Annotated in this window: 22 protein-coding genes and 1 pseudogene; 1 reads left to right on the forward strand and 22 read right to left on the reverse strand. The window is 59.9% G+C overall.

The features are described 5' to 3' along the window. Positions 1–27 precede the first annotated feature (27 nt). The 14 genes and pseudogenes from QWJ34_RS24210 to pth form a co-directional block, all read right to left on the reverse strand. Positions 28–951, reverse strand: coding sequence for a protein kinase domain-containing protein (locus tag QWJ34_RS24210; RefSeq protein WP_302731681.1), 924 nt, complete (start codon positions 949–951; stop codon positions 28–30). Positions 952–1,235: 284 nt separating this feature from the next. After that, on the reverse strand, positions 1,236–2,819 hold the full coding sequence (locus QWJ34_RS24215; RefSeq protein WP_302731682.1) for an FAD-dependent oxidoreductase: 1,584 nt from the start codon (positions 2,817–2,819) through the stop codon (positions 1,236–1,238). 52 nt (positions 2,820–2,871) lie between these two features. Next, complete coding sequence (locus tag QWJ34_RS24220) at positions 2,872–3,705, reverse strand: MurR/RpiR family transcriptional regulator (RefSeq protein WP_302731683.1); 834 nt, start codon at positions 3,703–3,705, stop codon at positions 2,872–2,874. A gap of 115 nt (positions 3,706–3,820) precedes the next feature. After that, a pseudogene (locus QWJ34_RS24225) lies at positions 3,821–3,883 on the reverse strand (hypothetical protein); the annotation flags it as partial. Next, complete coding sequence (locus QWJ34_RS24230) at positions 3,880–4,380, reverse strand: hypothetical protein (protein ID WP_302731684.1); 501 nt, start codon at positions 4,378–4,380, stop codon at positions 3,880–3,882. The gene QWJ34_RS24230 and the pseudogene QWJ34_RS24225, both read right to left, overlap by 4 nt. Before the next feature lie 352 nt (positions 4,381–4,732). Continuing rightward, entirely contained in the window at positions 4,733–5,287 is a 555-nt protein-coding gene (locus QWJ34_RS24235) for a S1 domain-containing RNA-binding protein (RefSeq protein ID WP_302731685.1), read from the reverse strand. Between the two features lie 126 nt (positions 5,288–5,413). Next, positions 5,414–5,812 (reverse strand): FtsB family cell division protein, encoded by a 399-nt coding sequence (locus tag QWJ34_RS24240; protein WP_302731686.1) that lies wholly within the window; start codon positions 5,810–5,812, stop codon positions 5,414–5,416. Positions 5,813–6,197: 385 nt separating this feature from the next. Then, a complete protein-coding gene (locus QWJ34_RS24245) occupies positions 6,198–6,476 on the reverse strand; it encodes an RNA-binding S4 domain-containing protein (RefSeq protein ID WP_302731687.1) in 279 nt (92 codons plus the stop codon). A 2-nt stretch (positions 6,477–6,478) separates the two neighbouring features. Continuing rightward, positions 6,479–6,751, reverse strand: coding sequence for an HU family DNA-binding protein (locus tag QWJ34_RS24250; RefSeq protein WP_302731688.1), 273 nt, complete (start codon positions 6,749–6,751; stop codon positions 6,479–6,481). A gap of 267 nt (positions 6,752–7,018) precedes the next feature. Continuing rightward, positions 7,019–8,524: a bifunctional methyltransferase/pyrophosphohydrolase YabN gene (gene yabN / locus QWJ34_RS24255; RefSeq protein WP_302731718.1), complete on the reverse strand. Its 1,506-nt coding sequence runs from the start codon at positions 8,522–8,524 to the stop codon at positions 7,019–7,021. 274 nt (positions 8,525–8,798) lie between these two features. After that, a complete protein-coding gene (locus QWJ34_RS24260) occupies positions 8,799–10,790 on the reverse strand; it encodes an oligosaccharide flippase family protein (protein ID WP_302731689.1) in 1,992 nt (663 codons plus the stop codon). A 556-nt stretch (positions 10,791–11,346) separates the two neighbouring features. Further along, the gene (locus QWJ34_RS24265) at positions 11,347–12,552 is read right to left on the reverse strand and encodes a peptidylprolyl isomerase (protein WP_302731690.1); all 1,206 of its coding nucleotides are present in this window, start codon (positions 12,550–12,552) and stop codon (positions 11,347–11,349) included. Then, positions 12,533–16,066, reverse strand: a complete 3,534-nt coding sequence (gene mfd, locus QWJ34_RS24270) for a transcription-repair coupling factor (RefSeq protein ID WP_302731691.1) — start codon at positions 16,064–16,066, stop codon at positions 12,533–12,535. The genes QWJ34_RS24265 and mfd overlap by 20 nt, the downstream gene beginning before the upstream one ends. 84 nt (positions 16,067–16,150) lie before the next feature. Next, complete coding sequence (gene pth, locus QWJ34_RS24275; RefSeq protein WP_302731692.1) at positions 16,151–16,711, reverse strand: aminoacyl-tRNA hydrolase; 561 nt, start codon at positions 16,709–16,711, stop codon at positions 16,151–16,153. Between the two features lie 168 nt (positions 16,712–16,879). Between pth and QWJ34_RS24280 the strand changes: the two genes are divergently transcribed. Further along, positions 16,880–17,080 (forward strand): hypothetical protein, encoded by a 201-nt coding sequence (locus QWJ34_RS24280; RefSeq protein WP_302731693.1) that lies wholly within the window; start codon positions 16,880–16,882, stop codon positions 17,078–17,080. Positions 17,081–17,200: 120 nt separating this feature from the next. Here the strand turns inward: QWJ34_RS24280 and QWJ34_RS24285 are convergent, their stop codons facing one another. From QWJ34_RS24285 to rnmV, 8 genes are all read right to left on the reverse strand, one after another. Beyond that, positions 17,201–18,151 (reverse strand): ribose-phosphate diphosphokinase, encoded by a 951-nt coding sequence (locus QWJ34_RS24285; RefSeq protein WP_302731694.1) that lies wholly within the window; start codon positions 18,149–18,151, stop codon positions 17,201–17,203. Positions 18,152–18,328: 177 nt separating this feature from the next. Continuing rightward, positions 18,329–19,723, reverse strand: coding sequence for a bifunctional UDP-N-acetylglucosamine diphosphorylase/glucosamine-1-phosphate N-acetyltransferase GlmU (gene glmU, locus QWJ34_RS24290; protein ID WP_483314300.1), 1,395 nt, complete (start codon positions 19,721–19,723; stop codon positions 18,329–18,331). A gap of 263 nt (positions 19,724–19,986) precedes the next feature. Then, a complete protein-coding gene (gene spoVG / locus QWJ34_RS24295; RefSeq protein WP_302731696.1) occupies positions 19,987–20,274 on the reverse strand; it encodes a septation regulator SpoVG in 288 nt (95 codons plus the stop codon). Between the two features lie 316 nt (positions 20,275–20,590). Further along, positions 20,591–21,427, reverse strand: coding sequence for a pur operon repressor (purR, locus tag QWJ34_RS24300; protein WP_302731697.1), 837 nt, complete (start codon positions 21,425–21,427; stop codon positions 20,591–20,593). A 218-nt stretch (positions 21,428–21,645) separates the two neighbouring features. Beyond that, complete coding sequence (gene ispE / locus QWJ34_RS24305; protein WP_302731698.1) at positions 21,646–22,500, reverse strand: 4-(cytidine 5'-diphospho)-2-C-methyl-D-erythritol kinase; 855 nt, start codon at positions 22,498–22,500, stop codon at positions 21,646–21,648. Positions 22,501–22,703: 203 nt separating this feature from the next. After that, positions 22,704–22,982: a Veg family protein gene (locus tag QWJ34_RS24310; protein ID WP_302731699.1), complete on the reverse strand. Its 279-nt coding sequence runs from the start codon at positions 22,980–22,982 to the stop codon at positions 22,704–22,706. A 133-nt stretch (positions 22,983–23,115) separates the two neighbouring features. After that, complete coding sequence (gene rsmA, locus QWJ34_RS24315; RefSeq protein WP_302731700.1) at positions 23,116–24,000, reverse strand: 16S rRNA (adenine(1518)-N(6)/adenine(1519)-N(6))-dimethyltransferase RsmA; 885 nt, start codon at positions 23,998–24,000, stop codon at positions 23,116–23,118. 6 nt (positions 24,001–24,006) lie between these two features. Further along, the gene (rnmV, locus tag QWJ34_RS24320; protein WP_302731701.1) at positions 24,007–24,552 is read right to left on the reverse strand and encodes a ribonuclease M5; all 546 of its coding nucleotides are present in this window, start codon (positions 24,550–24,552) and stop codon (positions 24,007–24,009) included. Between the last annotated feature and the right edge of the window lie 121 nt (positions 24,553–24,673).

Raw genomic sequence — 24,673 nt, forward strand, 5'->3', positions numbered from 1 at the left:
CCCGTCGGCCGGCCTCGCCGCTTCCGCTCACAGCGAGAACGCCGCGTACAGCACGGCGCCCAGCAGCACCAGCGAGCCGCAGAACGCGGCGGCCAGCATGCCCGAAGATGCGCGGCCGGCCCGCACCGGATGCAGCCGGCAGATCGCTTTCCAGTGCGCGTAAGCTTCGCGCGAACCCGGAAACGAGCCGCGCAGCGCCCGGACGAGCCACGGCTCGAACGGCTTCAGCGCCGGAATGGCTCCGGCCAGCTTCACCAGGTCTTCGGCGCTGCGCGTTTGCGGCAGCAGCCCTCTGTCGAGCCGGCTCAGCCCCGGCTCGTCGAACACGTGCAGGCACAGCACGGCGAACGCGAACAGATCGTAGCCGGGATCGGCCGTGCGTTCGCCCGCGTTCCAGTACTTGCGGTCGTACCAGCCGCTGTACTGCTTTACCCCTCCGCCGAGCGCGCTGGCGCCGCCGTAATCGACCAGCTCCACGCCGCCGCCTTCTTCGACCAGCACATGGCAGGGCTTGAGATCGCCGAAGATGAAGCCGGCGCGGTGCAAGCCCGCCAGCCGTTCCAGCAGGCTGAGACCGGCCGCGCCGATCTGCCGGTGTCCGTATTTGCGGACAAAAGCGTCGATCGGCATGCCCCGCACGTACTTCATAACGTAGAACGGCACGGAACGCCCGTCTATGCGAAACCGGTCCGCGTCCAACAGAAAGGAGCGGCGCACGCCGCTCTCGAGTTCGCGTTTCTTCAGCGCGGCCAGCACTTCGACCTCCGCTTTGAGTTCCGGCTTTTCCGGCCCCGCTTTCAATGCCGCCGTTTGTCCCCCGGCGGTCCGGACGAGATAAACGGTGCCGTTGGCGCCGCGGCCGATCAGCGACTGAATCGTGTATTGCCCGCCCTGGCCGGCGCCGATTACGACGGTTCCCGGCCCAAAGCCCGGCAGCTCTGGTGCAGCCACTTGGCATCCCGTCCTTTCCCGAGCCGGCTTCGCCGCCTCGTTTATTTGCATCCCGCGTTCCAAACCGGACGTGTTTCCCGTTTGCGTCTATTCAAGCGCTTCGCAGCGCGCACTTGTCAGGTAAACATAATTATCCATTATACCAGCGGGCTTCCCGCAACAAAAGGCTTCGCCCCGTCCGCGCGCAAAAAAGCGCGCCTTCCCCATTTATCGGAAGGCGCGCCTGATTCGCTGAACCGGTCTCGCGCGGACAGCCGGCGGGCTTCTTTTCCCTGCGTTTTACCCTACAACTCGTCTTCCGTGCCTTCCGGCCAGTGCCGCTGCACTCCGCAGCGCTCCAGCAGCGCCAGGTAAGCGCCCCGGTGCTCCGGCCCGTCGTGCACGCCGCGCGGAGACACGCCGGCGCGAAGAGAGTAGGCCGCCAGCAGTCCGGCCGACTCGCCGATATTCCACTCCGTCGGATGCAGCCGGTAGCAGCCGTTGGCGATCTGGGTCGTGCCGATATTTTTGCAGGCCGGCAGCAGATTGACGACGCGCTCCGGAATCAGCGAACCGAGCGGAATTTCGTACGGATAGTTCGGAATATAGAAGGTCCGCTGCGAGACCGTCGTCGGATGCAGATCGAGCGAGTAGCTGCCGACGCCCACGCTGTCTTCATAGCGCTTGATGCCCCGTTCTCCCCGCAGCTCGCGGCTGACGTCGTGCTCCGTGACGGTGTACAGCGCTTTGATCCGCCGCGACTCCCGGATATAAGGCGCTTTGGCGAGACCGTCTTCCGTGCCGAGCAGATCGCCGCGCAGCCGGATGCCGGGCCAGCCCGCTCCCCCGTCCGGACGCGGCGCTTCGGTCTGCAGCCAGTATACGAGGGACAGCGTAAGCTGTCTCGATTCTTCCAGCCTGTCCAGGCGCTCGCCGGCGGTCACGCCCGGGCCGATAATCGGCAGCGTGTAGTAATCGTTCTGCGCCCAGTTGAGCAGCGTCGCCGGCCCGTCGAACAGCGGAATCCGGAAAATGCCCGGATTGACGATCCGCCGGTACGTCCACAGCGGGGTCGTGCCTTCCGGAACCGGAAACAGCGTGAATTCTTTCGTTTTCGTCGTATCGTTCGAGTCGGTCGCGTACCAGCTCAGGATCGGGAATTCGGAAAAGTCCGGCACGAACGTTTTCCAGAAATCGTACGCGGCCGGCCGGGGAATCGTAAAGTCTCCGCCTTCGATATAATCGACGGCTCCCACCCAGGTGATCGACTGCATATCGAGCGGATCGGCTTGCTCAAGCGCGTGCGGCTCGCCCGTGTCGGCGCGCGATTCGGCGCCGGTGACGTATTCCGTGCCCGTCAGCTCCAGCAGATCGCCGCAGTCCGTCCCGTCGAGAAAATAATCGGCCGTAATGCGCACTCGCTTCCGCGCTTCCGCGCCGACGGTGACCGACAGCACCCGGTCGCCTTCCGTCTCCGCCGAAATTGCCGCCGCCCCGGTCAGCAGGCGAATGCGGCCGGAGTGAAGATAAGGCGCCAGCATATCCTGAAGTACGCGCAGCGCCACCTTGGGCTCGTGCGCCAGGCGGCTGACCCAGCCGCCGCCGGGGTTGAGCGTAGGATTGGACGCCGCCGCGTCGGTCAGCGGATAGTTGTCCCGGTAATAGCGGCGGACCCGCTCCCGGAACTCCAGATAGCTCGCCGTCGCGCCGGAGCTTTCGATCCAGCGGTGCTCGTCGGGCGGCACCGCCTGACTGGTGAGCTGTCCGCCCGGCCAGTCCGTTTCTTCCGTTACGACGACGCGATAACCTTCCTTCGCCGCGGCCAGCGCCGCCGCGACGCCTCCGGTCCCTCCGCCGATCACGGCGATATCCGTCTGCCATTCCTGCATATTCTTCATCCTCCTTTTGCGCCGCGAACGATCTTCCCGCCGCGGACGACTTTTAATAAATCCGGTCGATAACCGCGCGCGCCGTTTTTTCTTTCATCTCTACGGCCCGGCCCAGATCGCGGCGCGCCACGCCCTCGCACAGCAGGTCGATCAGCAGCAGCTGCGAGACTTTGGCGCCGAGCGAGCCGCCTTCGAGCGGCGTTTCGCGACCGGCCGTCAGCAGCACCGCGTCGGCGATCGAAGCGATCGGCGATTTGGCGTAATGCGTCAGCGCCACCACTTTCGCGCCGTTCTGCTTCGCTTTGAGCAGCATGTTGTGCGTGTCGAGCGTGCTGCCCGATACGCTGATGCCGACCGCCACGTCGCCTTCGCCCATCGTCACGGCCATCATCGCCTGGATATGGCTGTCGGCGACGGCTTCGACCCGGCGGCCCATGCGCAGAAACCGGTTTTTGGCGTCGAGCGCGGTAATGCCGGACGAGCCTACGCCGAAAAATTGCACATGGCGCGCGCCGTCGAGCCAGCCGGTCACCTCGTCCAGCTTTTCCCGGTCCAGCAGGCTCATGCTCGTTTGCAGAATGCGCACCATCGAATCGCATACCCGCGCCGCAAAGTCTTCTTCGCCTTTGCCGGACGACGCGGCCGATTCGTTTTTGCGATGGGACGGGTCCTGGGCCAGCGCCAGCCGAAAGTCCTGGTAACCTTTGAAACCGATCTTGCGGCAGAAACGCATCACGGTCGTTTCGCCCACTTTCGCGAAATCGGCCAGCTCGGTCACCGACAAATAAATCAAATCTTCCGCGCTGGTCAGCACGCTGTCCGCCACCTTTTGTTCGGATTTGGTCAGCGAGGGATAGTACGTATTGATTCGGGCGTTCATTTCCATGGATCGAAGTCACCCCTTTCTCCGCCGCGGCGGCAAACCGCTTGGTTATGAGCTGCGGCCGCGCGGCTTTCCGGGCGACCCTATCGGCTCCCGCGGCGCGCAGCTCTTCTATCTTTTTCTGCGCCGGCGCGATATATACCTCCGGATCGGCGTAATTCCGTTTGATTAGGCCGATCACGGGCCGCTTAACCGTTCGCTTGACTCGCGGCGGCCCGAAACATTTTGACGCCGGGAATCCGGCTGTTGACCACAATCGCCATCAGGATCGCCAGGATCTGGATCACCGGCACGACAATGACATACAGCAGCGAGTTGTACAGCGATTTGATAAAGCTGCCGTCCTGAAAAGCGTTTCTGAAATTGTCCAGCCCCGCTTAATTCGTTTCTCCGATCACCGAATAGTCCGTCAGCGACACCGGGATGCCGTAAAGGGTCGACCGGAACACGAATACGGCGATCAGCAGCAGTCCGGGCGTCAAAATTCCAGGCCGAGAAGACGCCGCAGCGCAGCTTTTTGCCTCCTTGCCGGCCGCTGCGGCCGGCGGAGACGGACGAACCGTCATCTTCCGGTCTTCCACCGCCGTGACGTTCTTTCGCAGCCGTCTGCAGAGCGGCGAAGGCGCCGGCACGCGCTTTGTTTTTTTCCGTTCGGTTATCCATGCGCGATTTGTCCATCCAAGATCACTCCGATCACTTGCCGAGAATCGAATTGACTTGCTGCTAGGCACAGCATACATACGGACGGCAGCATCATGATAAATCCTCGCTTGCGATTTTTCACTGGATTTCCCCCTTGAACAAGAATTGGATAAAAAACCCTTTATGCTTGGCAAGAGTATAGCAGAGAACTTTTCAATAAAAAAGATTTTCTTCAAAGTAATTTTATTTTGTGGAATATTTTTTCTTTTAATCGAATAGAATCGCCGGGTAAACACAACAAAAAACCGCGAGCGGCCGAAGCCGTTCGCGGTATGAGTCTTAATCAAAGAAAAAACTTAAAGCTGAATCCGTTCGATTGCCGCCAGGATTACGATCTCTTGGCTCCACGGCCTCCGCGCTTGGATTCCGTGTTTTTCTTGATCGAAGAGATACGTTCCTCGCTGTCTTTGAGGAAACGGGTCACTTTATCGTCAAACGTAGGCTTGCCAAATGCAGGCTTGCTGCCGAATGCCGGCTTGCCGCCCGCAGGTCTCGGAGGTCGACCGCCGCCACCGCCGCCGCGATTGAAACCGCCACCGCCGCCGCTGCTTCCTCCTCCGCTGTAACGTTCGCCGCTACCGCCGCTGCCGGGTCCGCGGTCTTGTCTTGGCGGTCGGGAAGATGGCGCAGGCGAAGAGCCGGCCGGCCGGTCCACGGTTTGTTTGATGGACAGTCCGATCTTGCCGTCTTTGTCGACATTGATGACTTTGACCGTCACCATGTCGCCGATCTTCAGGTGATCATTCACATCTTTTACATAATTGTCGGCGATTTCCGAGATGTGAACAAGCCCTGTGACACCTCCGGACAGATCCACAAATGCTCCAAAATGCGTGATGCCTGTCACTTTGCCCTCTAATTTGGTGCCCACTTCAATTGCCATAGAATAAAATGATCCTCCCTTAAAAATATACAGCCCAATCAGTCCGATTCCAGGCTGCGGTGATTTGATTATAACGGAAGAGGAAACGACGGTCAACAAGCGAAACGGCGTGAATACGCGAAAAACCTACTCTCCGCCGCCTTCTCCGATGACCTTGATCGGAATCTCTTCCGGTTTATACATGTTGTATTCTTTACGGGCGATTTGCGCGATATACTCCGGGTCCTGCAGACGCTTGATCTCGTCTTTGACTTCCTGAAGCTGCGTCGAACTTTCGCTTTTGGCCGTTTGGCGTTCCTGAAGCTGGCCGGACTTGTCGGCGATGACCGACGACTGGCTCACGAGGGTATAGACGGCCCATCCGATCAGCACGATCATCAGGAGCGCCCATAAGCGGATGCGTCTCTTGCCGCCTTGCTGCCGATTGGGCGAAGTTTTCCGGACCTGCTGCGTCCGTACCGCTTGCTGCGGGCGCTCGGTCTGTTGTTGTCGATTGGGTCTGGTTGCTGTGGACGTCGCTCTCATGGAACCTCCTTCACCGGAAAGTCCGGCTTTTATGCAAAATGGGCCTGCTTGTACTCTTAATCGTTATCGGTTAAAGCCCGCTTAGGGCTTAATATTCAAGGGTTCGACAGCCTTAGGCCGTTATCCTGCCTTCTTGTATTCTTATCCTTCGCATCTAACGAAACCGGGACGCTTTGCGGTCGTAGAGCGCAGGCCCTATGCCGCTGCCGTTTATTTGACGGCGCGCAATAGGCTGAACTGCTCAAGTTAGCGAAGAGTCCTTTTTAACATTAACACAAAACCTGCGTTCTGACGCGAAAACCCGAAGATTTAAGCCGAAAAGGCGCTTCCGCGTAAGCGGAAACGCCATAATCCGGATATTCGAGAATCAAGGATCGAATGGCCGTTAAAAGTTCAAACCGTCTTCCCTTGGAAGCGGCTCTTCTTTGACGACGGTGTACATCCCTGCGGCTTCGTCTTTGCGGGTCGTGTCGGCAATGCGTTCGACGCGAACGGTGACGAGCTTCTGGCCGAACTGCACGGTAATTTCATCGCCGACTTTCACCGAAGCGCTGGGCTTGGCCTCGCGGCCGTTGATCAACACGCGCCCCTGCTCGGACACATCCTTCGCCACGGTGCGGCGCTTGATCAGCCTGGACACTTTCAGGAATTTATCGACACGCATGATTATTTTACCGCGTCTTTGAGTTTGTTGCCCGCTTTGAACGCAGGAACGCTGGATTCGGCAATGTTGATCGGCTCGCCGGTTTGCGGGTTGCGGCCGGTACGTCCGGCGCGTTTGCGCGTTTCGAACGTGCCGAAGCCGATCAGCTGCACTTTATCGCCGCCGGCCAGCGCTTCGGTTACGCCGTCCATAAAGCCGTTCAGTACCGCTTCGACTTCTTTTTTGCCTACTCCGCTTTTCTCGGCGATGCTGTTGATCAGTTCGGTTTTATTCATTGGTTTCATTCCTCCCAAAGTTGTGTAGAATCCGCGTTCTTCGCCGCGCTGCGCGGGAGTTCCGGCAGAACCGTTCTTCCCGTCAGCAAGCGGAACGCTAAAAATGATAAGCGGAGTCCGGGAAAGCTCCCTTCCTGCCGCGGTTATCCTCTGCTTCGGCGGCCGCTCCCGCAAGCGGGGCGCCTTATCCTCATATTCTGGATGCGCGCGCCGATTCCTCTTCCGCGCGCGGCCGCTTTGAAAATTTTGTCAGCCCGGACGCTCGATTTACAGCGGTTTGCCGCCCGGCGCGCGTTCCAGGGTCTTCGCTTCGTCCCACAGCCCGTCCATTTCTTCGAGCGTGCTTTCGCGGGGCGAGCGGCCCTGCCGCCGCAGCCGGTCTTCGATATGGCCGAAGCGGCGTCGGAACTTGTTGTTGACGAGGGACAGCGCCTCTTCCGGATCAAGATCCAGGAATCGGGCCGCGTTGACGGCCGAGAACAGCAGATCGCCGAGTTCCAGCGACAGTTCTTCGGCGCCCGCGCCGCCGGCCAGACCGGCGCGCAGCTCGCCCAGTTCTTCTTCGATCTTGGCGAATACGTCTTCGATGTCTTTCCAGTCGAAACCGACTTTCGCCGCTTTCTTCTGGAGCTTGTACGCCTTCATCAGCGCGGGCAGATCGCGCGGAACGCCGTCCAAAGCGGAGGCTTCGCCGGCGATCCCGCCTTTCAGCCGTTTCTCCTCGGCTTTCATGGCGTCCCAGTTCTTGAGCGCCTCCGCGGCGTCTCCGGCCGCCTGATCGCCGAAAACGTGCGGATGGCGGAAGATCAGCTTCTCGTTCAGTCCGCGGATCACGTCGTACACGCCGAACGTGCCGACTTCTTCTTCCATGCGGGCGTGCAGCAGAATCTGCAGCAGCAGGTCGCCGAGTTCTTCTCGCATATGGTCCGGATCGTCTTCGTCGATCGTCTCCAGCACCTCGTACGTTTCTTCGATCAGGTTCTTGCGGATCGAAGCGTGCGTCTGCTCCTGGTCCCACGGACAGCCGCCCGGGCTGCGCAGGATGCCGACGATCTCGCGCAGGCGCTCGAAACTGCCGGCGCGCAGATTCTCGTCGTCGCTGCGCGGCACGTACACGAGCGACAGATTGCCGTACCCTTCGAGCCGGTCCAGCTCGTACAGCGGCACGCGCAGGATGCGCTCTTCGCCTTCGACGCCGAGCGCATGGCCGACGACGACGGGATAATCGTCCGGATAGACGTCCATCAATCCGAGTTTAACCTCGGAGGCGGTGAACGAATCGTACACCTGTCCGATCAGCGTATGCAGACCGGGCCGGATCGCTTCGTTCGCGACCGCCGAAGAATCGAGCAGTTGGAAGCCCTCGATCGGATCGAAGCCCAGCCGGATAAACGCCTGGTCCAGGAAGCTCTCCCCGCCCAGGATGCGCAGATCGATGCCGGCTTCCTCCGCGTAGCGCTTCAGCAGCAGCACCGTCTTCTCCGCCACCATCGGATGACCCGGCACGGCGTACACGATCTCCCGGCCCTCCTGGGCCAGCCTCATCAGCCCGCGGGCGATCGTCTCGTAGACGTCCCCGAACGAATCGTTCTCTTCGTAAACGCCGTCGAACGATTCGAACGATACGCCTTCGGCCGCGATCCGGCTCATGACCGGATGCTCCTTCGTCCGCACGTAAAGGCTCCGCGTCCCCTGCAGGATCTTCCATATGCCCAGCGTCAACTGGTCCGGATCGCCCGAACCGAGCCCGACCACCGTAATCTCCGCACTCATTCCCGTCATCCCTCTCCTTCCGCTGCACCTCGCATTCTATCACTATATCACGGGTTCTTTTGAATTGCGAATCCTAAAATGCGGACAGGCGTTCGTATCCTTCAAAAAGAGAATACCCGTAAAAGCGGGGGAGGAAACAAGCGGGCGGCCGTTCGGCGCAAAGACGAAAGGCGGGTAGAAGCGGTGCGAGCACTCGGTGAAAAGACGAAAGACAGCGAAGGGCGAGGGCGGCGAGCTTCGCGCCGCCGACAAGAACGGCAGGCCCGGGCGCGGTCTAGCTTTCGCGCCGCATACGGCGGGCGAGGGCGGCGAGCTTCGCGCCGCCGGGCAGGGCGGACAGCTCCGCGTCCGACACCGCGCGGGTGAAGACCAGCGCGGCGGCGAAGACGACGACGCCCGCCGCGACGCCCGCGGCGCTGGTCAGCAGCGCTCCCGCGCGGCCGCCGAGGCCCGCGGCGGAAAGCAGTCCGCCGCACAGCAGGCGGACGGCATAAGCGGCCAGCGCCGTCAGCCCCGCCAGCAGCAGGGGCTGGAGCAGCGTGCGGCGCGCGCCGCCGCGCAGCCCGGTCAGGCGGGCGAGCATAAGGACGCCGAGCAGCGCGGCGGTCATGTAGGACACGGCGCCGGCCAGAGCGGCGCCGGATATGCCCATCTGCGGCACCAGCAGCAGATTGAGCACGAGCTTGAGCGCCGCCGAGACCAGCAGGAACAAGGCGGGCGCGCGCACGGCGCCCATGCCCTGCAGCAGCGCGGCGGACACGATGCCGAGCGTGCCTCCCGCGGCGGACAGCGCCGTCCAGCGCAGCGCGTCGGTGCCCTGGGCATCGGCGTACAGCATGACGTTGACCGGGCCGGCCAGCGCGGCCAGGCCGGCCGCCGCCGTCAGGCCGAGCAGCCAGAGCCAGCGCAGCGCCACGCCGGCCGAAGCGGCGATGCGTTCTTCTTCGCCGCGGGCTTTGGCTTCGGCGATTGCCGGCAGCAGCAGCGTGGACAGCGAAGTCGCCAGCATGAAGACGAGCTGCACAAGCGGAATCCCCCGGTTGTAGATGCCGAACTGCTCCATCGAAGCCAGGTCGCCCCAGCCCGAGCCGTGCAGCAGCCTTGGCACGGTCAGCGTATCCACCAGCCCAAGCAGCGGCTGGGACAGCGAGCCGACGAAGACCGGCACCGCGTAGATCAGCAGCCGCTTGATCCAGATGCGGACGGAGCTTCCGTCCGCCGCCTGACCGCCGGCTCCGCGTTCGCGCGCGGCGGTCTCCGTCCCCGGCGCCGCGCTTCCCGGCAGCGCCGCCGCGTCGGCGGACACGGCCGCGAAGACCTCTTCTTCCCGTTCGCCTGCCGCTGCGGAGGCTCCCGCCGCTCCGAAGGCCTCCGCCCGCTTCGCGGCGCCCGGCATTCCTTGCTCCCGCCGGGCGCCGCCGTTTCCGGCGGACTCCCCGTCCGCCGCGTTCCAGGCGGCGGAATCGGCCGCCTCCGCGCCGGCCCGCAGAGCGGCGGCGGCGCGCAGCTGCGCGCTGTCCGCTCCGAAGCCGGTCGTCTCGTCACGAGCCGGCCCGCTTCCCGCTTGTGCGCCTCCCGACGCGTCTTCGCCCGCGCCGGCGCTTCGCTTCCCGCGCCGCGCCCGCCCGTAGCGGCGCCAGAACTCCAGCATGACGCCGAGGCCGGCCAGTCCGCCGGCTGCGGAACCGATCGCCGCGCCCGCCGCGATACTCTCGTCGGAAGCCCCCGCCGCGTTCAGCGTCAGCAGCAGCGCGATCATCACCCCGACGCGCGCAATCTGCTCGCATACCTGCGAGACGGCCGTGGGCAGCGCCTGCTGCATGCCCTGGAAGAAACCCCGCAGCGCCGCCATCGGCGGCACGACGAGCAGCGCCAGCGACACGGCGCGCAGCGGCAGCTGCGTATGGCTGCTGCCGATCCAGCCGGACAGCATCGGCGCGCAGGTCCACATCAGCAGCGCAAGCAGCGCGCCGACGGAACCGGCCGTCAGCAGCCCGGCGCGCAGCACGCGCCGCGCTCCGCGCTCGTCTTCGCCGGCGATCCGCTCGGCGACGAACTTCGAGATGGCCGCCGGCAGCGCCGTCGATACGAACACGGCGAGAAACGCGTACAGCGAATATACGGTCGTGTAGATGCCGAACACGCCGTCTCCCCCGATATTTTGCAGCGGAATCTTCTGCAGCGTACCGATCAGCTTGGACAGCAGCGCCGCGGCGCCGAGAATAAACGCGCCCCGAAGCAGACCCGATGAACCGGACGTCTTCATTTCTTTTCCTCCTTCCCGTAAGCTTTTACGTATAGATATGTATCCGGTAATCCGTCAATGATGCAAATCCGCATCAATATCGATAGTTCCCGGCGATTCCACGGGGCAATTGTGCGAATCGGCATCAATTTCGATCAAAACAAGCCTTTTAACCGGCTAACGCACCCGTTCCTCCGAAAATTGATGCGGATATGCACAAATACTCGCATTTCACTCCAAAAACTTCAAAATTGATGCGCATACGCATCAATCCTTCAGCCGCGCATCCTTACAAAGCGGCGCGTCCTTTATAAAGCGGCTCAGCCGTCGAATGATTCGTATACGCTCCGGCAGGTTCAAAAACCCGTTCCACACTCGGTTTTAACCCTTTCCCGCTCATAAAGGCAAAAAAATAGCGCGTGCTTCCGCGCTATTTGATCTCTCGCTTATTTACCCGCAATCGTCCGGCCGGAAGCGAAGCTTCGCCGCGCGATCTTCCGGAGCGCGTGCCGCTCCGAAACAAAGCGTCCCGGCCGCGGCTTTACAGCCGGCAGCCGGAACGCCCGCCGCGAAGTCCTTACTTACCGTCGGTCGACGTACCGGCATCGCTGCCCGCGTCGCCGGATTCATCCGCCGCCGGAGCGTCCGTGCCTTGATCGGTCGCCGCGCCTTGATCGGTGCCTTCGACTTCCGCGCCGTCGGTCGATGTGCCGTCGGCCGGCGTGCCTTCCGTGGACGTTCCGTCCGTGCCTTCGGCAGCCGGAGCTTCTTCGTCCTTGAACTCTTCCTTGCTCTTTGTGATGCCTTTCAGGTCGTTCTCCATAAATTCGTTCAGCTTGGTGGAAGCCAGCGCGCTGCGAACGGATTCTTTGACTTCGTCGTTCAGCGTATCGTTGCGCTTCTCGACTTTGATGATGTGGTAGCCGTATTCCGTTTTGACCGGATCGCCGACCACGCCGACTTTTTGTTCCAGCGTCGCTTTTTTGAATTCTTCGACCCAGTTGCTGACCGGCTGGTCTTCGTACAGACCGCCGTTTTCGGCCGAACCCGGATCTTCGGAATATTCTTTGGCCAGCGCCGCGAAATCTTCGCCTTTATCCAGCTTCGCTTTCACTTCGTCGGCGAGTTTCTTCGCTTCGGCGTCCGTGCGTTCTTTGCCTTCCGCGTCGGTCAGACCGATCAGGATATGGCGCACGTCGGCCGTTACATACGCTTCTTTGTTGGAATCGTATTCTTTCTGCACTTCTTCGTCCGTCACCTGTCCGGACATGTACTGCACGGCCGTCATCACTTTGGTCATATAACCGCTCAGCTGTTCTTCGGACACGTTCTGCTGCTCCAGCATGCTCAGGAGCTGCTCGTCGCCCACCTGCGTTTTGAACTGGTCGATTTGTTCTTTCGCCATCTCGGCGCCTTTTTTCTTCTCCGCATCCGACGCTTTGCCGTCCAGATACTGATATGCGATCTGCTGATCCAGCAGGTAGTTCTTGATTTCGGCCGAATCCATCATCGAGGCATAGGTCGGCTGCAGGAATTTCATGACGTTCATCTCTTCGTTGAATTGGTTCTCCGTTACGGTTCCCCCGTCGTAGGTAGCCAGCACTTTACTGGTGTCTTTCGTTTGCGAATCGGTCTTTCCCGTGTCGGTTACACCGGTGTCGTTTCCTGTGTCTTTGCCGGAGTCCGCTTTATCGCCGCAGGCCGCGAGCACGGAAAAGGACAATACCGCAACCGCCCCCAGCGACGCCAGTTTTCCCCATTTTTTATGACTTGACTGCATCATGAAGTTCTCCCTTCGATTTAAACGCTTCTTTGAGGGCGTCCAGAACCCGTTCCAGCGTCGTAAGACGCTCGGCTTCCGGCAGACTCCTGCCTTTGAGTTGAAACGCAAGAGGCGTACCCTGCTTAAATTGTACACTGGTTTCGAACTGATTTCCAATTTGTGCGAGTTTGGCCGGATCGGCCGCTTTTTCTTGTCCGTCGTAGAACGCAACCACCAGATCTTCGCCTTTTCTCGCGATGCTCTCGATGCCGTACAGTCGGCCGTAAATCTTGAATCTGGCGACCTGCATCAGGCGCACGACCGACTCCGGCAGCTCGCCGAACCGGTCCAGCAGCTCGTCTTCGAGTTCCAGGATATCCTCGAACGTCGAGGCCGCCGCCACCTTTTTGTAAATCTCGATCTTCTGGATGCTGTCGTAAATGTAGTCCGAAGGCAGGTAGGCGTCGATCGACAGATCGATCATCGTGCTCCAGCGCTTGTCGTCGACCGGTTCTTCGTTCAGCATCGAGATCTTGCGCTTCTGGATCTCTTCGGCCAGCATCTGCGAATACAGATCGAAACCGACCGACGCGATGAAGCCGGACTGCTCCCCGCCGAGCAGGTTGCCCGCGCCGCGGATCGACAGGTCGCGCATCGCGATCTTGAAGCCCGAGCCGAGCTCCGTAAACTCCTTGATCGACTGAAGCCGCTTTTCCGCGACTTCGGTGAGCACCTTGTCTTTTTGATACGAGAAATACGCATACGCGATCCGGTTGGACCGCCCGACCCGTCCTCTCATTTGATAAAGCTGCGACAGGCCCATTTTATCCGCGTCGTGCACAATCAAAGTATTGACGTTCGGAATATCCACGCCCGTCTCGATAATGCTGGTGCTGACCAGCACGTCGGACTCGCCTTCCAGGAAATCGAGGATGGTGCGCTCCAGCTCCTGCTCCGACATCTGGCCGTGGCCGACGCTTACCCTGGCATCCGGCACGAGATCGGCGATTTCCGCCGCTTTCTCGTGGATGCCCTGGACGCGGTTGTACAGGTAGTAAACCTGCCCGCCGCGCGCGAGTTCCCGTTCGATCGCTTCGCGCACCAGGGTCGGGCTGTACTCGACGACGTACGTCTGCACCGGGAAGCGGTTCTCCGGCGGCGTCTCGATGACCGACAGGTCGCGCACGCCGAGCATCGACATATGCAGCGTCCGCGGAATCGGCGTCGCCGTCAGCGTCAGCACGTCCACATTCGTTTTGAGCCGCTTGAGCTTCTCCTTGTGCGTGACGCCGAACCGCTGCTCCTCGTCGACGATCAGGAGGCCCAGGTCTTTGAATATCAGGTCCTGCGACAGGATGCGGTGCGTGCCGATGATGATGTCGATCGTGCCCTGCTTGACGCCCTTGATCGTTTCGTTCTGCTCTTTGCGCGAGCGGAAGCGGCTGAGGACGCCAATATTGAACGGATATCCTTCGAAGCGCTCGCGGAACGTTTCGTAGTGCTGCTGCGCCAGGATGGTCGTCGGCACGAGGATTGCCACCTGCTTGCCTTCGATCGCCGCTTTGAACGCCGCCCGGATCGCCACTTCCGTTTTGCCGTAGCCGACGTCGCCGCACAGCAGACGGTCCATCGGACGGCTCATTTCCATATCGCCCTTGATTTCGCCGATCGCCCGGATCTGGTCGCGCGTTTCGTCGTAAGGGAACGTATTTTCAAACTCGTGCTGCTCCGGCGTATCCTTGTCGAAACTGTAACCGGCCGAAGCCTGGCGCTCCGCGTACAGCTTGATGAGGTCGTCGGCGATGTCCTGCACCGAGGAACGGACTTTGGTTTTGACCCGCGTCCATTCGTTGCCGCCGAGCTTGTAAACCTTCGGTTCTTTGTCTTCGGCGCCCACGTATTTCTGGATCAGGTCGATCTGTTCGATCGGTACGGAGAGTTTGTCTCCGCCAGCATACATGATGTGCATGTAATCTTTATGAATTCCGCCCACTTCGAGCGTGCCGATGCCCAGATATTTGCCGATGCCGTGATTCTGGTGCACGACATAGTCGCCAACCTTGAGCTCGGTATAGCTTTTGATGCGCTCGGCGTTGTCGATCTGCTTGCCGCCGCCGCCTTTGCGCGCTTTGCGCTGCTTCTGCGCGAACAGCTCGCCTTCGGTAACGACCACCAGGTGCGCGGACGGAAGCTCGAAGCCGCCCTGCAGATGACCGCGCATAATCTCCGGCGTTTCGATCTCGTAATCGTCCAGCACGCGGCGGATGCGCTCGGCCCGTTCGTCGTCCGCGGCCAGCATCACCACGCGCATATTGGACTTTTTCCAGCGCTCCATCTCGGCTTTGAGCACGTTCATCTGCCCGTGGAAGTCCTGCATGGTCCGGCTGACGACGTTGACCACCTGGCCCGGATGGGTGCGCGGGATCTGGCGGACGAACAGCGACAGGAACAGCGTCTGGAACGGACGATGATACACCGCGGTGTCGCCTTCGAGCGCCAGCGGCAGGTCCGGCAGGCTTTTGCCGCTCTGCAGCAGGTGCAGGTTCCATTCGGCTTCGTCGCGTTCGAGCTGCGAGGCTGTATCGAGCAGACGCGACGGTTCGTCCATCAGCAGCAGCGTGTTCTCCGGCATGTAATCGTACAGCGTGCGGCGCTCCGGATAGATCAGCGAGACGTATTTATAAATTTCCGGAAAATGAATCTGCTGGCGCAGCAAATCGATCTCCCGCCCGATTTCGTGCTGGAGCGCCGTTCTGGCTTTGCGGTCGGTCATGCGCTCCAGCTGTTTGTCCAGCAGCGCGGCGGCCGCGTCGGCGGCTTTGCCCATCCGCTCGCCCGTCGCCACAAGCTCCCGGCACGGCAGGATGCGCACGCTTTTGACTTTGTCGATCGAACGCTGGTCGCCCGGATCGAACGTGCGGATCGAATCGATTTCGTCGTCGAACAGCTCGACCCGGTAAGCCAGCTGCGAGGTGGTCGGATAGAAATCGACGATCCCGCCGCGCACGCTCATTTCTCCGCGCGTCTCGACCCGTTCCACGCGCGAGTAGCCGAGTTCGACCATCCGCAGCAAAAAGTGCTCCAGATTAAGGGTGCCGCCTTCTTCGAGCGTCAGCCGCGCGTCCAGGATCGCCTGCGCGTCCGGCACAAAGCGGCGCAGCCCGGAAAAAGGAACGACAAGAACGCCCTTGAAACCTTCGGCGCAGCGATTAAGCACTTCGATTCGCTGCGCAAGCGTTTCCGGGCTGGAGATGGCGGATTCCGCCGCGACCAGTTCGTTGGCCGGGTAGAACAGCACCTGACCTTCAGGAAGCGCTTCCTGGAGATCATCCGCGATTTTTTGAGCCGAAAAAATATTGTGGGTGACGATCAGCAGCGGGCGTTCCAGCTCCTGATGCAGGCCGGCCATCATCAGCTGGCGCGCCGAGCCCGACAGGCCCGCGACCAACTGTTCTTTCATGCCCGCCAGCACGGCGTCCTTGACGGAGACGAAATCCTGATCGCGGGCAACTTCCTTGATAAGCGCGTTTAACAAAAGGGGCACCTCTCTTATGCGTGTGGCCGGCAGCGATTACTTCTCGCTCCGGCTCACTTCTATGGTTTCGAATCGTTCCTGTTTCTATCCGTTAAACCGGGCCATCGTCTGCTCGAACGTATGGTCCAGGCCGTATTCGAGCGCGTCGCACGTTTTCTCGATCATTTCGTCCAGCAGCGGCTGCTCTTTTTTGGCAAAAGGCGCCAGTACGTAATCGACGACGGCGAAGCCGGTTTCCGGACGGGAAATGCCCATGCGGATCCGGTCGAACGTCTGCGTTCCCGTATGCTGGATGATCGACTTGATCCCGTTGTGGCCGCCGGCGCTGCCCTGGTAGCGCAGACGGATGCGGCCCGTTTCGGTATCCAGGTCGTCGTAGACGACGATCAGGTCTTTGAGTTCGACTTTGTAGTAGTCCATATAAGCGCGCACCGATTCGCCGGACAGGTTCATAAACGTCATCGGCTTGATCAGCGCGGTCTTGACGCCTCCGATCATTCCTTCGCCGACGAGCGCTTTGCACTTGTTTTGCGTAATGGATATGCCGTGACGCTGCGCCAGCCGGTCCAGAGCCATGAATCCGACGTTATGGCGCGTTTTTTCGTAATTTTTGCCGGGATTGCCCAGCCCTACGATCCATTTCATCCGTTCAAACTCCTCGCTTGCAATCGGTAATGGTTCTGATGCGTATTTTTGTTACAATATAAGGATAGAGGTCACGATATAAAGATAGAGATTGCCATAATTGCAGAAAATAATCCGAAAAAAGAAGTCGCCTTGACAGTGAATTCAGCAAAGGAGCTGTGAACCCACATGTACGAATTCGGAGCCGTGCTTAAAGACAACCGCCATTTTCACGACCACATGAACGCCGGGGTACCCGTCGAGGTCTACCACCAGGATGTGCCCGTCGATATCGGCGTCGTCACCGGCATTCACGAAAGCTTTATCGAAATCGGCCGGGCGCTCTACCACCGCGGCAGATATGTCTTTCTCTCCCGCCCCGGCTATTAAAGCCGAACGGTTCCTTCTTGCGCCGCAGCCGCGCGAAACGTTCACGCCGAGAAGGGTTACGCTCCTTCCAGGAAGGAGGCGTAACCCGCATCGGCAGACCTTATCGCAATCGAAAACCCTTTAAATCTCAAACAGCTTGCTGATCGACAGTTCCTCGTGAACGCGAATAATCGCTTCGCCCAGCAGCGGAGCCACGGACAGCACCTTCAGCTTGTTCGTCGGATTCGGATGCGTAATCGGAATCGTATCGGTCACGATGACTTCTTTCAGCGGCGAATTCTCCAGTCGGTCCATGGCCGGACCCGACAGCACCGGGTGCGTACAGCACGCGTACACTTCCTTCGCTCCGCCTTCCATCAGCGCATTTGCCCCGAGCACGATCGTACCGGCGGTATCGATGATATCGTCCACCAGAATCGCCGTTTTGCCTTCGATATTCCCGATAATATTCATCACTTCGCTGACGTTCGGCTCCGGACGGCGCTTGTCGATAATCGCAAGCGGCGCGCTGAGCAGGTCGGCCAGTTTGCGCGCGCGCACCACGCCACCGTGGTCCGGGGAAACGACGATCGGATTCTCGATCTGTTTCGAACGGAAATACTGGGCCAGAATCGGCACGCCCAGCAGATGATCGACCGGAATATCGAAAAAGCCCTGGATCTGCATCGCGTGCAGGTCCATCGCGATTACGCGGTGGGCGCCGGCTTTCTCGATCAGATCCGCGACCAGCTTGGCCGTGATCGGATCGCGCGAACGCGCTTTGCGGTCCTGGCGCGCGTAGCCGTAGTACGGAATGACGACGTTGATACTTTTCGCGGAAGCGCGCTTGAGCGCGTCGACCATGACCAGAAGCTCCATCAGGTTGTCGTTGACGGGAGCGCAGGTCGATTGAATGATGTACACGTGGCTGCCGCGCACGCTTTCCGACAATTTAACCTGAATCTCGCCGTCGCTAAAACTCGTCGTGTTGGATTCGCCCATCGGAATGCCGATGTAATCCGCAATTTGATTCGCCAGTTTGGGATTCGAATTGCATGTGAATATTTTCAGCTTTGAATCGCAATAAGTCATAGTCTTGTAAACCCTCCGTGCTGGTCATTAGTGGGCAGACGCGCGAAGCGTCGCTGCTCTGGTAAAGCGGATGCTGCGGAAAACGTGGCCCAACCTTCCTGTCGTCTAAAGCGCGCGGGGATCGTCCGGTTCCTGATCCGGAAGTCCCCTCCGCGCCGCCTGTCAGCCGCTGCGGGCTTATTCGGCTTTGCCGCCCGCTTCTTTCTTCGCTTTGGCGCGGGCTTTGATCTTGTCGGCATAGCCGGGTTTGTTCTCCTGGCGCGCTCTGCCGATCGCCAGGTCGCCTTCGGGCACCTGCTTCGTGATCGTCGAGCCGGCGACCACGTAAGCGCCTTTGCCTACATGCACCGGAGCGATCAGGTTGACGTTGCTGCCGACGAACGCGTCGTCTTCGATCTCGGTCAGCGATTTGTTGAAGCCGTCGTAGTTGACGGTGATGGCGCCGCAGCCGATATTGACGCGGCTGCCGACTTTGGCGTCGCCGACATAGCTCAGATGCGAGACTTTCGAGTCCGGCCCGATGTCCGCGTTCTTCACTTCGACGAAGTTGCCGATCTTCACGCCTTCCGCCAGATTGGCGCCCGGACGCAGATGCGCGAACGGTCCGACCGACACATGGTCGCCGACGCGGGAATCGCGAACCACGGAATGCGAGACGGTCGACCCGCTGCCGACCGAAGCGTTCTCGATCTCGCTGCTTGGACCGATCTTGCAGTCTTCGCCGATCGACGTGCGGCCGCTCAGCACCGTGCCCGGATACAGAATCGTATCCGCGCCGATCGTCACGTCCGCGCCGATGTAAGTCGAAGCGGGATCGATGACGGTCACGCCGCCGAGCATGTGCCCGCGCACGATGCGTTCGCGCATCGCCGCTTCGGCCTGCGACAGCACCAGACGGTCGTTGACGCCGATCGATTCGTCGAGGTCGCTCGTGGCGTAAGCGGCGATCCGCTCCCCTTCGCCGCGCAGAATCCCGACTACGTCCGTGATGTAGTATTCGCCCTGCGAGTTGTCGTTCGTGACTTTGGACAGCGCATCGAACAGCTTGCGATTGTCGAAGCAGTACGTGCCCGTATTGATTTCTCTGACGGCGTTCTCTTCCGGCGAGCAGTCTTTCTGCTCGACGATGCGCACCACGCCGCCGTCTTCGCCGCGGATAATCCGGCCGAGACCCGTCGGGTCTTCCGGCACGGCCGTCAGAATCGTCGCCGCCGCGCCTTCGCTTTCATGCAGCGCGATCATCGCTTCGATCGTTTCCGCGCGCACGAGCGGCGTATCGCCGCAGATCAGAATCGTCGTTCCGTCTTCCTTGCCCAGAAGCGCTTCCGCCTGACGCACCGCGTGCCCCGTCCCGAGCTGCTCGGCCTGAAGCACGTACTCCGCCTGTTCGCCCAGATAAGCCTGTACGTCTTCGGCCCCGTGCCCCACGATGACCACCGTACGCTCGCTGTTCGTTTGGCGCACCGTCTCCACGACGTGCCCGACCATCGGTTTGCCGCATACCGGATGCAGCACCTTGTACAGCTTCGACTTCATTCGCTTGCCCTTGCCGGCGGCAAGAACAATCGCCATCCTTTTCAATGCTCCGCCTCCTCTTTGTTTACCCGGAAATAACCGTTGCCAATAAAGGCGACGGTTAGGTGGGGCCGGCCCTTGAGGCCGCTATTTCTGCGTACTGCGTATAATAGTGCGTCTATGTCATTCATCCGTCCGCGTGCTTCAGGCGCTTTCGGCACAAATGTTGAAATTACTATACTGAATATATCGCATTCCCGCCAAAAAGAAAAGGGAACCGAATCCGCCGGCTCCCTACTTCCATCTGGATTATGTGTGACTTACGCGCCTTCCTCGATAACTTCTTCCGCTTCCGTGCCTGCGCGCTCGTATTCTTCGAGCACGGCGGCCTGGATCTTCTCGCGGGTTCCCGAAGAGATCGGATGGGCGATATCCCGGAACTCACCGTCCGGTGTACGCTTGCTTGGCATAGCGACGAACATTCCGTTATTTCCATCAATCACCCGAATGTCGTGAACGACGAACTCGTCGTCGATCGTGATCGAAGCGATTGCCTTCATTCTACCCTCGGAGTTGACCCGGCGGAGTCTGACAGCCGTAATTTCCATTTAGGTTCACCACCTTTATCATTAGAAGACTTGGTGTATTATTCCACACCCGCGGCTTAAATTCCTGCTTATTTCTCAACGTAATTTCAGGAATTTCGGATTTATTTTTGATTTTCTTCACGAAATCGACAGATAACGCCGATTTGCGCCGAGCCCGTTTCTCATTACGGGGCGGCGGCGGAAAGGTTTCAACTTTTTTTGCGGAATTTCGTTCTTTTTTGAACGGACAAATAAAAAAGCGTTCTCCCGAAGGAAAACGCCGTTCAAGCGAGACCTGGCCGGGCCAAGCTCCGATCGCTTCAAAACGCCACTGTCTTCAATTCGCCTGCTTGTCGAAATAGTTGCCGGGCTTCACGCCGACCGTCCGGTTCTTCGCGTCCACTTCTTCGAGCGTCGCCAGCGACACATAGTCTTCGAACAAACGCTCTTCCGTATCGACCGAACCGGACTCCAGCAGCACGCCCACGCCGGCCACTTCCGCGTTGAACTCGGCCAGCAGGTCGATCATGCCGCGCACCGTGCCGCCCGCCTTCATAAAGTCGTCGACGATCAGCACGCGCGATTTCTCCTTCAGCGCCCGACGCGACAGCGTCATCGTATGGATGCTCTTGTGCGAGCCCGATACGTAGTTGATGCTGACCGCCGAACCTTCCGTCACCTGGTGGTCCCGGCGCACCAGCACGACCGGCAGATTCAACTTGGCTCCGGTCGCGTAAGCGATCGGAATGCCTTTCGTTTCAACCGTCATGACGACGTCGATATTCTTGCCGCCGAAGATAGTCGCGAAAATATCGCCGATCTCGTTCACCAGATGCGGCTTTCCGAGCAGGTCCGACATGTAAAGATAACCGCCCGGGAGAATGCGTCCCGGCTCCTCCAGCTTGATGCAGAGGTCCTCGATGATCCCGAGCGCCCGTTCGCGCGATACGCGCGGAATGTACTTCACGCCGCCCGCCGCTCCCGCCAGCGTCTGCAGCTCGCCCATGCCTTCTTCCTCGAACACTTCCTTGATGATCGCCAGATCCTCGCTGATCGACGACTTCGCCGCCCCGTACCGCTCCGCAAACGTGGTCAACGGAATCAAAGAATGCGGTCTGGCCAGCAAAAACTGGGTTAACTCTACGAGTCGTGCACTGCGTTTTAATTTTTTCACTAGGGTTTCCTCGCTAAATCCGAATATTTTATAAAAAATATAACACCTTTGTACGTATTTGTACAAGTGAATGTTTTATAAAATATCCAAAAAAGCGAGTAATATCAAAGAATTTTAGGCGGAACGCTTCAACCGCCTAAAATTGTACCCGTTAAAAGCCCCGAGCGCTTCCAATCCAATTTTATAAAACATGGGTCACCGAGTCTTTTATGAATCCCCTACACCAGCGTCCGCACCGCGTACACTTCCTGACAGAATCCTCTCAGCCCGTTGCAGATCCGCTTCGCCTTCTCTTCCTTCGAGACCAGGCCGAATACCGTCGGCCCGCTGCCCGACATCAGCACGCCGTCGGCGCCAAGGCTGCGCATGGCTTCCTTGATCCGCGCCACCTCCGGGTACAGCTTCAGCGTCACGTCTTCCAGCACATTGCCGAGCCCCGCGCACATGGCCTCGAACGAGCCGCTTTCCAGCGCTCCGTGCATATCCTGCGCCGAAGGATGCTGCGCAATCTCCGACGCCTTGAGGCCGCCGTACACATCCGCCGTCGATACGTTGATCGGCGGCTTCACCAGCACCACCCAGCTCCGCGGCGGATTCGGCAGCGTCTCCAGCCGCTCGCCGCGTCCCGTCGCCAGCGCGGTGCCCCCGCGCACGCAGAACGGCACATCGGAGCCGATCTGCGCTCCGATCTCCTCCAGCTCGGCCGTGGACAGGCCGAGCTCCCACAGCCGGTTCAGGCCGCGCAAAGCGGCGGCCGCGTCGCTGCTGCCGCCGGCGAGCCCGGCGGCCACCGGGATGCGCTTCTCCAGGTGCATGCGCACCCCCTGCTTCACCCCGAAGCGCTGCTTGAGCAGCCGCGCGGCCCGGACCGCCAGGTTCTTGTCGTCCACCGGGATATAGCCCGATTGGCTCGTCAGCGAGATCCGCCCGTCTTCCGCCGTTCCGAGCGTCAGACGATCCGCCAGGTCCACCATCGTCATGACCATTTCCACTTCGTGAAACCCGTCCTGCCGTTTATGTAAAACATCCAGCATCAGATTGATCTTTGCCGGCGCTTTTTCGTAAATATACATGCTGTCCACCGCCCCTGCGTTCTCGCCGCTACTCCGGCTTCGCTCTCTATGCCGCCGCTTGCCCGGCAAGCTTGAAAACAAACCCTATTATATGCAAAATCCACGATGAAGTCTATTTTCCTCTGCGGCGCGCGGCCGAAAGCGGACATGAATAAAGGCGGCCTTCGCCTCAGCGAAAACCGCCCTACAACAGACTGTGCAAATCAGGCGCCGGCGTAAGCGATCGGAATCTCCGAATCGTCTTCCATCAGCGAAAGTTCGACCGTCTCGGTCAAGACGTCGGCATAACTGTACGAGACGCGTCCGGAAGCGTGTTCCGCCTCTTCTTCAAGCATAACGGTAAACACCGCGGGATACGTGCCTTCCAGAACCCCGGTCTGTTCGACCATCTTACGCCGTCCCCCGTTGGCACGGAGCATGATTCGATGTCCTACATGAGCGTCGAGACTGCGTTTGATATCCGATAGCGTTTGTTGTGCCATTTTTCTCAACCACCTCTCTCTCATCTCTACAATTGTAACATTTTGAGAGTATTATGTCAAGGCAAAATAATCATTATAGCAATATCATTTTGCGCTTGTCAATAGGGGTTTTTATAAAAAAATCGAACAACCACTACCGTAGGCCGGCTTTCAAAAAAACAAGGCTAAGACGCGCGAATTCGTCCATCGAAAGCGTTTCGGCCCGGCGGGAAGGCTCGACCTGCGCTTCCTGGAGCAGCGCTTCGAGGCGCTCGCGTCCTTCGCCCGGAAAATAGCGGCTGCGCAGATTGTTGGCGATCGTTTTGCGGCGCTGCGTAAACGAGGCCTGCACAAGCGTAAAGAAGTGCTCTTCGTCCGCTACCTCGACCGGCGGCTTCTCGCGCACTTTAAGCCGGATAACGGCCGATTCGACGTTGGGCTGGGGAATAAACACCGTGCGCGGCACGATGCAGACCAGCTCCGGCTCGCTGTAGTACTGCACGGCGATGCTCAGGCTGCCGTACTCTTTGCCGCCGGGAGAAGCCGACATGCGCTCCGCCACCTCTTTTTGGATCATGACGACGATATTCTCCAACGGCAGCTTTTCTTCGAGCAGCTTCATCAGAATCGGCGTCGTCACGTAATACGGCAGATTGGCGACGACGCTAACTTTGGAGCTTGCGACGAACACTTCCTCGAACAGCGTCTTGAGATCCACTTTGAGCACGTCCGCTTCGCGTACCGTCACATTGCCGTACGGGCCCAGCACGTCTTTCAGGATCGGGATCAGACGCCGGTCGATCTCGACCGCGGCCACCTCGCCCGCTTTCATCGCCAGGCGCTCGGTCAGCGCGCCGATGCCGGGACCGATTTCAAGCGCGCCTTTGCCGGAATCCAGATCCGCGGCGTCGACGATTTTGTTCAGGATATTTTGATCGATCAGGAAGTTCTGACCGAGGCTTTTCTTGAATGAAAAGTTATGCTTGGCGATAATGTCTTTGGTCCGCTTCGGCGAAGCGATCCCTTCTCTTTCGTTCATCACGGTTCACAATCCTTCGTTGTCAATTTGGGCCAGAGCGGAAGCGAATTCGGCGGGCGTAATCTGGAACATGCGCAGCCGGTTGTGGAACTGCTTGCCGTTGCAGTAGCCGATGCCGAGCAGATTGCCCATCGCCATGCGGCGAGCCGCCGCGCTGCGATGCACGATCAGGCCGGCTTCGATCAGGTCCTGCCAGTCGATCAGGCTTTCTTTGCCGGGCATTTCCGTATGCACCCGCTCCAGCGCGCGCCGGATCGCTTCGGGCGACGCGTTCTCCACGCCGATATCCCCTTTGCGGGTCGCGTCGGCTTCCGGGATAAAAGCGTGCTTGCAGCCGGGTACCCTCTGCGCCACGATCTTGCGTATGCGTTCTCCCGCGAAGTCCGGGTCGGTCAGGATAATGACGCCCCTGCGCTCCATCGCAAGCTTGACGCGCCGGATCACCGCGGCCCCGATCGCCGAACCGCCCGTTTCGATCGTGTCCGCCTCTACCGCGCGCTTGATTGCCACCGTATCGTCGCGTCCTTCCACGACAATCACTTCTTTGATCATGATTCGCTCTCCCCTGCTGTCTATAGCCCCGGATTTCTTCGCCTTTCATAACAAAAAGAAGAGGAGAACCTCCTCTTCTTCGGCAACGTTCATCCCATATGCAGTTGATTATACCATCGAT

It is taken from the genome of Saccharibacillus sp. CPCC 101409, from assembly GCF_030518235.1.
GTDB lineage: Bacteria > Bacillota > Bacilli > Paenibacillales > Paenibacillaceae > Saccharibacillus.

Excerpts from the sequence above, each read along its gene's own strand:
- QWJ34_RS24220 (WP_302731683.1), bottom strand. The coding sequence starts at position 3,705 with ATGGAAATGAACGCCCGAATCAATACGTACTATCCCTCGCTGACCAAA.
- QWJ34_RS24260 (WP_302731689.1), bottom strand. The coding sequence starts at position 10,790 with ATGAAGACGTCCGGTTCATCGGGTCTGCTTCGGGGCGCGTTTATTCTC.
- QWJ34_RS24280 (WP_302731693.1), top strand. The coding sequence starts at position 16,880 with ATGTACGAATTCGGAGCCGTGCTTAAAGACAACCGCCATTTTCACGAC.
- pth (WP_302731692.1), bottom strand. The coding sequence starts at position 16,711 with ATGAAATGGATCGTAGGGCTGGGCAATCCCGGCAAAAATTACGAAAAA.
- QWJ34_RS24310 (WP_302731699.1), bottom strand. The coding sequence starts at position 22,982 with ATGGCACAACAAACGCTATCGGATATCAAACGCAGTCTCGACGCTCAT.
- QWJ34_RS24245 (WP_302731687.1), bottom strand. The coding sequence starts at position 6,476 with ATGCGTGTCGATAAATTCCTGAAAGTGTCCAGGCTGATCAAGCGCCGC.
- rsmA (WP_302731700.1), bottom strand. The coding sequence starts at position 24,000 with ATGAACGAAAGAGAAGGGATCGCTTCGCCGAAGCGGACCAAAGACATT.
- QWJ34_RS24265 (WP_302731690.1), bottom strand. The coding sequence starts at position 12,552 with ATGATGCAGTCAAGTCATAAAAAATGGGGAAAACTGGCGTCGCTGGGG.
- yabN (WP_302731718.1), bottom strand. The coding sequence starts at position 8,524 with ATGAGTGCGGAGATTACGGTGGTCGGGCTCGGTTCGGGCGATCCGGAC.
- QWJ34_RS24215 (WP_302731682.1), bottom strand. The coding sequence starts at position 2,819 with ATGCAGGAATGGCAGACGGATATCGCCGTGATCGGCGGAGGGACCGGA.
- QWJ34_RS24235 (WP_302731685.1), bottom strand. The coding sequence starts at position 5,287 with ATGGCAATTGAAGTGGGCACCAAATTAGAGGGCAAAGTGACAGGCATC.
- glmU (WP_483314300.1), bottom strand. The coding sequence starts at position 19,723 with ATGGCGATTGTTCTTGCCGCCGGCAAGGGCAAGCGAATGAAGTCGAAG.
- QWJ34_RS24285 (WP_302731694.1), bottom strand. The coding sequence starts at position 18,151 with ATGACTTATTGCGATTCAAAGCTGAAAATATTCACATGCAATTCGAAT.
- ispE (WP_302731698.1), bottom strand. The coding sequence starts at position 22,500 with ATGTATATTTACGAAAAAGCGCCGGCAAAGATCAATCTGATGCTGGAT.
- QWJ34_RS24240 (WP_302731686.1), bottom strand. The coding sequence starts at position 5,812 with ATGAGAGCGACGTCCACAGCAACCAGACCCAATCGACAACAACAGACC.
- rnmV (WP_302731701.1), bottom strand. The coding sequence starts at position 24,552 with ATGATCAAAGAAGTGATTGTCGTGGAAGGACGCGACGATACGGTGGCA.
- spoVG (WP_302731696.1), bottom strand. The coding sequence starts at position 20,274 with ATGGAAATTACGGCTGTCAGACTCCGCCGGGTCAACTCCGAGGGTAGA.
- QWJ34_RS24230 (WP_302731684.1), bottom strand. The coding sequence starts at position 4,380 with ATGGACAAATCGCGCATGGATAACCGAACGGAAAAAAACAAAGCGCGT.
- QWJ34_RS24250 (WP_302731688.1), bottom strand. The coding sequence starts at position 6,751 with ATGAATAAAACCGAACTGATCAACAGCATCGCCGAGAAAAGCGGAGTA.